Source organism: Thermogemmatispora sp. (assembly GCF_042408735.1).
Lineage (GTDB): Bacteria > Chloroflexota > Ktedonobacteria > Ktedonobacterales > Ktedonobacteraceae > Thermogemmatispora.
This window is the reverse complement of sequence record NZ_JBHOQV010000204.1, coordinates 57,246-63,515: the sequence shown is the minus strand read 5'-3', so window position 1 is coordinate 63,515 and position 6,270 is coordinate 57,246. Positions and strand designations below refer to the sequence as shown.

Sequence of the window (6,270 nt, the reverse complement as noted above, 5' to 3'; positions counted from 1 at the left end):
TAATTGCCCCTCGCTGGCAAAAGAGGCCGCCCCCCAAATAGTACTAACATAAACAGAACCGTTTTCAACGAACCCGCTCAATATGCTAACATGATAAACAGCATACGAGAGCAGCAGTGTGAATAGCGCAATGCTACTAAGGTATAGGTTTCCCGTTCCTCCCCCACGCTCGACCCTGCCCCGGCAGGCTCCGGCTATCAGCGAGGGAGAGCGAGATTCTAGCTATAGTCAACATCGAAGGGATGTCGCGCATGGCTAGGGCGGAAACAAAAGAGAGGACCTGGTCTTTTGATCAGATCTACGACGAGTATAAAACATCTATTTATAACTATGTGTATCACCTGGTAGGCGACCGCGAGCAGGCAGATGATCTGACTCAGGACACCTTCCTGAAGGCGTTCCGCGCTCTGCCGAAGATGGATAGCAATCTGAAGGTCTCGGCCTGGCTCTACCGCATTGCGACGAATACGGCTTACGACGCCCTGCGCCGCAAGAAGCTGATCGCCTGGCTTCCCTGGCAGGATCTCGATCACGAGCCAGCCGACGTGGAGAGCGCCGACCCGCAGGAGGTCTACACGACTACTGAGCTGGTGCGGGCCGCCCTGCGGCGCATGCCCCAGCAATACCGGGCCGCCCTGCTGCTCTATACCCAGGAAGGGTTCTCCTATAGCGAGATCGCTCAGGCCCTCAATATCGCCGAGAGCGGTGTGAAGATGTATCTGTCGCGCGCGCGTCAGTCCTTCCGCGAACACTATAAGGCATTAGAGCGAGGGACCGGCTCTAAGTAGCTTCGCTTCGCCGCGGGAAGGTGATGATCCGGCACTGTCAGCCAGGCAGGGAAAGAGGCAGCCCTCCGATCGGTGCTCTCGCCTCTCCTGGCCCGGCCACCGCTGGCATCTCTGGCCTCGTCGCTGCTCTCACCGTTGGCGCTGTTCATGGCGGGATGCCCTCCCCGTCCATCGATCTCCCTGCCTCATCCCGCCCTGCGGTACTGCCGGCGTCCTCGCTCGCCTCCCTTTTCTTTCTCCCTTCCTTCTTTCCTTCCTTCCTCCCTCCCTCCCCTTGTCTCTCCTCTTCCACCAGGCGGCCTCTTAACTAGGTGCAACGAGTATAATGTAGTAGTGGTGGGTCCCAAGCCACTTCTCATGAACCAGGGGTGGATTCGCAGTGCGAATTGAACAGGTTAGGAGGGATGTCATGTTACGAGCTTGGGGTCTTAGTAAGTATCTGAAGCACGCTGCGACGCGCGCCGCACCGGTCTTGCTGACCTCGCCTGCCGCCTCTGCTTCTCCAAGGCCGGAGCGCTCCGCTACCGTGGAGACGGAGGCCCACGCTGAGCTGCATCAGTACGACGTTTATTTTCGCGCCCTTCCCGAGGCGGCCAGGCCCGAAATTATTTCTCAGCTCGATCGCCGCGAACGCCTGGTCTTTCTGCTCTTGAACGGCAAACGTAGCCTGGGCGAGATCGCCCGCCTCGTCCACCGCGACGAGCAAGATGTGGCCTGCACCGTGGCTCGCTTGCTTCGCAGCGGATATGTCGAGCATATTGAGGATACCACCCCGACCAGCGCTGGCCTGCCAGTCCCCCCGCTAACACAGGCTCCCACTCATCCGTTATAATAAAGGAGCCTGAAATGGATGGCGGGGTCTGGGCATGCCAACCCGCAGGTGGCGGCAAACAGAACGGGCAGAGCAGGCTCACTCGCGGCGCCGCCGGCCTGGATCTCCTTCCGAGGCGCTGAGGGCCTCCCGCCCTCTTGAAGCTGAGGCCGACGGACTACCCACCTCGCCGCGCTGCTCCGGTCGCTGGGGCCGGCCAGGCACACGCCAGCCCTTTTCTCAGCGCGGTAGGTGGAGGGGAGGATGAGCCGGAGGCGGCCCTCCCCTTATCTATTGCTGAGGCGTGTGCTGCATGCGTGCAACGGTGCGTTCTTTGGGTGCTAAGCTGATTCTGGCGGCAGGGCTGAGCGGTGTTCTTTGCTCGGGCCTGTTTCTGGTCCTGAGCTGGCCTTTGCTCTCTTTTTTCTCGGCTCATCACACGGCTTTCCCTCGTGTCTGGCTGGCCCTCGCCTCCTTGCTGCTCTTTACCTGCGCTCCGAGCTTTTTGCTCTTCAGCTTTCTGGTCCGCCGGCTCGTCACCCTTCCTCTCTCGGAGCTGTTGAGCTGGGTAGAGCAGGGTCTGCACCTGCCGCTGTCGTTGCCTCCCCGCACGCCTTCCTCGACGTCTACGCCCTCGCCGGCACCTCTCTCGCCAGGCGATGAGCTGGCTGCACTCTCGCGGGCCTTTCAGCAGCTTAGCTCGGCGCTGGCGCATCAGGATGCCGAAAGCCGCCTGCTGACGCGCCAGCTCAGCGACCTGCTGAGCATGAGCGACGCTCTGATCTCGACGCTCAATCTGGAGCACCTGCTGGCCGAGATTGTCTCCCGCCTCGGCGTGATCATGCAGGTGCGCCAGGTCTCGCTCTTGCTCTATGGGCGCGATCAGCCCGCTCCCTGGGCAGTGGCCCTCTGGAGCAACGATCCTCCCCGCACCGAGCTGTTGACCGGTGAGACTTTTCGCCAGGGCCAAGTGCGCGTCTATACCGATCCCCGCGCCGATATCACGCTGGCGGCGACGACCAAAATGGCCGCTTTGCCACGTCCGACCCCTCCGGCTCCCCGGCGCCGACTGATCCGCCCCCCGCGGCTTCAGGCCGCCGTGGCCCGCGTGGAGCCTCCCCACCCGCGCATCCCCCAGGAGGCGCTGCGCGAGTTGGACATGCTGTTGGCGCGCATGGCCATGCAGAAACAGAAAATCGCCTACGGCGAGGATGTACGAGCTATCTACCAGGAGCGTCAAGAGCGCTGGGCGCGGCTGGCGCTCGAGGCGGGCTACGGAGCCGTGATCGCTACTCCACTGCTGCTGCAAGATGAGACAATTGGGGCAATCATGCTCTACTCGGAGCGCCCCTATCAGTTGACGCAGCGCGATACTTTTCTGTTGAGCACGGCGGCTATCCAGGCGGCGATGGCCATCCAGGACGCTTTGCTCTTTGCTGAGGTCAAGGAGAAGAACGTGGCGCTGGAGCGCGCCAATCAGCTCAAGTCGCAGTTTCTGGCTACCGTCACCCACGAGCTACGGGCGCCTCTGCATAGTATCATCAGCTACGGCTCGCTGCTGGTGGACGGCTTCGTCGAGGGGACACTGACGCCGGAGCAGGAAGAGCATATCCGCTTTATGATCCGCCGGGCCGAGGATTTGTCGCACCTGGTCGACGATATGCTTGATCTCTCTAAGATCGAGGCCGACCGCCTGGAGGTGCGCCTTGAACCGCTGGCGATCGAGGGCTGTCTGCGCGAGGTTGTGGATCAGCTGAAACCGCTGGCCTTTGCCCGTGATCTGACTTTACAGCTGGAGCTACCGGAGGAGCTGCCGCGGGTGCTGGCCGACGGCTACCGCCTGCGCCAGGTGCTGGTCAATATGGTCTCTAACGCCATTAAGTTTACCGAGCGCGGCGGCATTACGATCCGTTGCAGTCTGCTGGAACGCTATGATATGCTGCGTATTGCTGTGCATGATAGCGGGATCGGTATCTCGCCGGCAGCGCTGGAATATATCTTTGAGGCATTCCGCCAGGCCGACAGCAGCACAGCGCGCAAGTTTGGAGGTACTGGCCTGGGCCTGACCATTGCTCGCAAGCTTGTGGAATTGCAGGGCGGCGAGGTCTTTGTGGAAAGTATGCCAGGGCGTGGCTCGATCTTTTCTTTCGTCCTGCCCCTGGCGGCTCATCCGAAGCTTCAGAGTCGGGCCTGAGCAGGCCCAGGCTTCGCGGGTGAACCAGGTCAGCCACAGGCTGGCCGCAGCTTTACCCGGGGCCAGCTACTCTCCCTTGCTCCACGCTGAAGCATCTAGGACGACAGTGACGGTCGATGACGATGGATACCGGCGCATCACCCACACGACGCGAGACCACTATTCTGATCGTTGAGAACGACCCTTCCGATCGCCTGCTGCTTGAGAGGGTCCTCTCTTCTCGCGGCTATCGCTGTTTTTCGGTTGCTCATGGCCGCGAGGCTTTAGATCTGCTGGAACGGATGCAGGTCGATCTGATTCTGACGGATTTGCTGATGCCCGTCCTCGATGGACAACGCACGGCTCAGCTGATTCGCTCCCGCCCGGGGATGGAGAAGGTGCCAATCGTGGCAGTCACGGCTTACCCGCCCGATGAGATCCGCGGCCCAGGTTCCGGCGGCAGCTACGATGAGTATCTGCTGAAACCCTTTAAGCCGCGCCAATTGCTGGATCTGGTCGAGCGCTTGCTGACATCTCGGGCTTCCTGAGAGTACGAGCTGGTGCGCAAAGGAGCAGTGAGACTGTGGAACTCGATCTTCGTCTGATTAATGAATCTCTGACAGACATCGCCTGCGATGCGCTCGTGGTGGGCGTCGGGCGCCCTCGCGGCAGTGATCGGGCACGCTTGAGCGCGCCCGCGCAGCTGCTGGATGAGCGGCTGGGAGGCTTACTGCAAGAGAGCTGCCTCCGCGGGGAGGTGAAAGGCAGCAGCGGCGAGATGACGTCCTTTGCTACGGCTGGCAGGCTGGCCGCCAGATGGGTGATCCTGCTCGGCCTCGGCGATCTGGAGCGCGATGGGCCGCGGACCCTGCGCCGAGCCTGCGCTACCCTGGCCCGCCAGCTTCAGGAGAAGGGTGCACGGCGCGTGGTTCTGGCGATCGATGTGACCAGCCTGCAGCCAGAAGCCGACGCCCCGCAGACCCTGACATCCCTGGCAGCCCTTCAGGCTCAGGTCGAAGGCTTTCTGCTCGGCCTCTACCGCTTCGGCCGCTACCGCAGCAATGGTCCGAGCGAGTACGAGGCCGCATGTCGCGAAGTTCTCCTTCAGGTCGGACCGGCCCAGGCCACCTACGATAGCAGCACGCTCGAGACCGCTCTCCAGAGGGGGCGCATTCTGGCCGAGGCCACTAACTTCGCGCGCGATCTGGTCAATGAGCCTCCGAATGTCTTGACTCCCGGCGAGCTGGCCCGCCGCGCTCGCACTATGGCCGAAAGCTGGGGCCTGGCGTGCGAGGTTCTGGAGCGCCCCCAGATGGAAGAGCTGGGCATGGGCGGCTTGCTGGCCGTCTCACGCGGGAGCAGCGAACCACCCTATCTGGCCATCGTGCGTTACCGTGGCGCCCCAGAGCAAGCGGGGGGTCTGGCGCTGGTCGGCAAAGGGATCACCTTCGATAGTGGCGGTCTCTCTTTGAAGAGCGCCGACGGGATGGTGACTATGAAAGGAGATATGGCCGGAGCCGCTGCCGTGCTGGGAGCTATCCAGGCTATCGCACGCCTCAAGCCAGCTCTCAACGTGACGGCCTTCGTGCCAACTAGCGAGAATATGCCCGACGGACGCTCTTATCGGCCAGGCGATATTCTACGCATCATGAATGGCAAGACCATCGAAATTGTCAACACCGATGCCGAGGGACGGCTCATTCTGGCCGATGCCATGTCCTATGCCGCGCGCGAGGGCTTGACCCCGATCATCGACGTGGCGACACTGACCGGCGGCATCGTGGTCGCGCTGGGACATGTCTACACCGGTCTCTTCAGCAACGATACGCGCCTGAGCGAAGAACTCATCGCTGCGGGAGAGGCTGTAGGAGAGAAACTATGGCGCCTGCCGCTGGATGACGAGTACGCTGAGCAGATCAAGAGCGAGGTAGCTGATATTAAACAGACAGGCGGACGGCCCGCCTCCTCAATCACGGCGGCCAAGATTCTGGAACACTTCGCCGGCTCGGCGGCCTGGGCTCACCTGGACATCGCCGGCACAAGCTTTGTGGATAGTCCCAAGCCTTACCAGGAGAAGGGAGCCACGGGAGTCGCTGTGCGAACCCTGGCCGAGTTCGTCATGCGGCGCGCCACCCAAGGCTGAGCTGAGCGGTGGGAGCTGTCTGCCTGTACAGCCGAGCGAACAGCGTGATATACTCTTGGCATGAAGATCCGTGTACGCTACTTTGCGGGATTGCGCGAGATCGTCGGCCAGGACGCCGAGGTCCTGACAGTAGCCGAGGGGACCAGCGTTGCCAGGGCACGCGAGCTACTGATCGCCCGTTATTCCCGCCTGCAGCCAATCCTGGAGCGTTCTCTCTGCGCGGTGAATCGCGCCTATGTTCCCGCAGACCATGTGCTGCAGGAAGATGATGAGCTTGTCTTTATTCCACCGCTCGGAGGTGGGACGGTCTCCTGAACCCTTGCCAGGTGCGGGCAGCCGTCCTACCCCCGAAAGG

Annotated in this window: 6 protein-coding genes; all 6 read left to right on the top strand. The window is 61.9% G+C overall.

The window, feature by feature from the left end; all coding sequences use genetic code 11:
• The first annotated feature begins 251 nt into the window (after positions 1 to 251).
• The 6 genes from ACFMO7_RS21785 to ACFMO7_RS21760 all read left to right on the top strand — a co-directional run bounded on the left by ACFMO7_RS21785 (position 252) and on the right by ACFMO7_RS21760 (position 6,230).
• Positions 252 to 788 (top strand): RNA polymerase sigma factor, encoded by a 537-nt coding sequence (locus ACFMO7_RS21785; protein ID WP_376797588.1) that lies wholly within the window; start codon positions 252 to 254, stop codon positions 786 to 788.
• A 409-nt stretch (positions 789 to 1,197) separates the two neighbouring features.
• Positions 1,198 to 1,620 carry a hypothetical protein gene (locus ACFMO7_RS21780; RefSeq protein WP_376797587.1) on the top strand — a complete coding sequence of 141 codons (423 nt, stop codon included), beginning with the start codon at positions 1,198 to 1,200 and terminating at the stop codon, positions 1,618 to 1,620.
• 292 nt (positions 1,621 to 1,912) lie between these two features.
• Positions 1,913 to 3,793, top strand: a complete 1,881-nt coding sequence (locus tag ACFMO7_RS21775; protein WP_376797586.1) for a sensor histidine kinase — start codon at positions 1,913 to 1,915, stop codon at positions 3,791 to 3,793.
• Positions 3,794 to 3,909: 116 nt separating this feature from the next.
• Positions 3,910 to 4,320 (top strand): response regulator, encoded by a 411-nt coding sequence (locus ACFMO7_RS21770; protein WP_376797585.1) that lies wholly within the window; start codon positions 3,910 to 3,912, stop codon positions 4,318 to 4,320.
• Positions 4,321 to 4,355: 35 nt separating this feature from the next.
• Entirely contained in the window at positions 4,356 to 5,915 is a 1,560-nt protein-coding gene (locus ACFMO7_RS21765) for a leucyl aminopeptidase (protein ID WP_376797584.1), read from the top strand.
• 60 nt (positions 5,916 to 5,975) lie between these two features.
• Entirely contained in the window at positions 5,976 to 6,230 is a 255-nt protein-coding gene (locus tag ACFMO7_RS21760) for a MoaD/ThiS family protein (RefSeq protein ID WP_376797583.1), read from the top strand.
• Positions 6,231 to 6,270: the final 40 nt, after the last annotated feature.

Bases quoted from the DNA above. Each gene is read 5' to 3' on its own strand.
- ACFMO7_RS21785 (WP_376797588.1), top strand. From the start codon at position 252: ATGGCTAGGGCGGAAACAAAAGAGAGGACCTGGTCTTTTGATCAGATC.
- ACFMO7_RS21780 (WP_376797587.1), top strand. From the start codon at position 1,198: ATGTTACGAGCTTGGGGTCTTAGTAAGTATCTGAAGCACGCTGCGACG.
- ACFMO7_RS21775 (WP_376797586.1), top strand. From the start codon at position 1,913: ATGCGTGCAACGGTGCGTTCTTTGGGTGCTAAGCTGATTCTGGCGGCA.
- ACFMO7_RS21770 (WP_376797585.1), top strand. From the start codon at position 3,910: ATGACGATGGATACCGGCGCATCACCCACACGACGCGAGACCACTATT.
- ACFMO7_RS21760 (WP_376797583.1), top strand. From the start codon at position 5,976: ATGAAGATCCGTGTACGCTACTTTGCGGGATTGCGCGAGATCGTCGGC.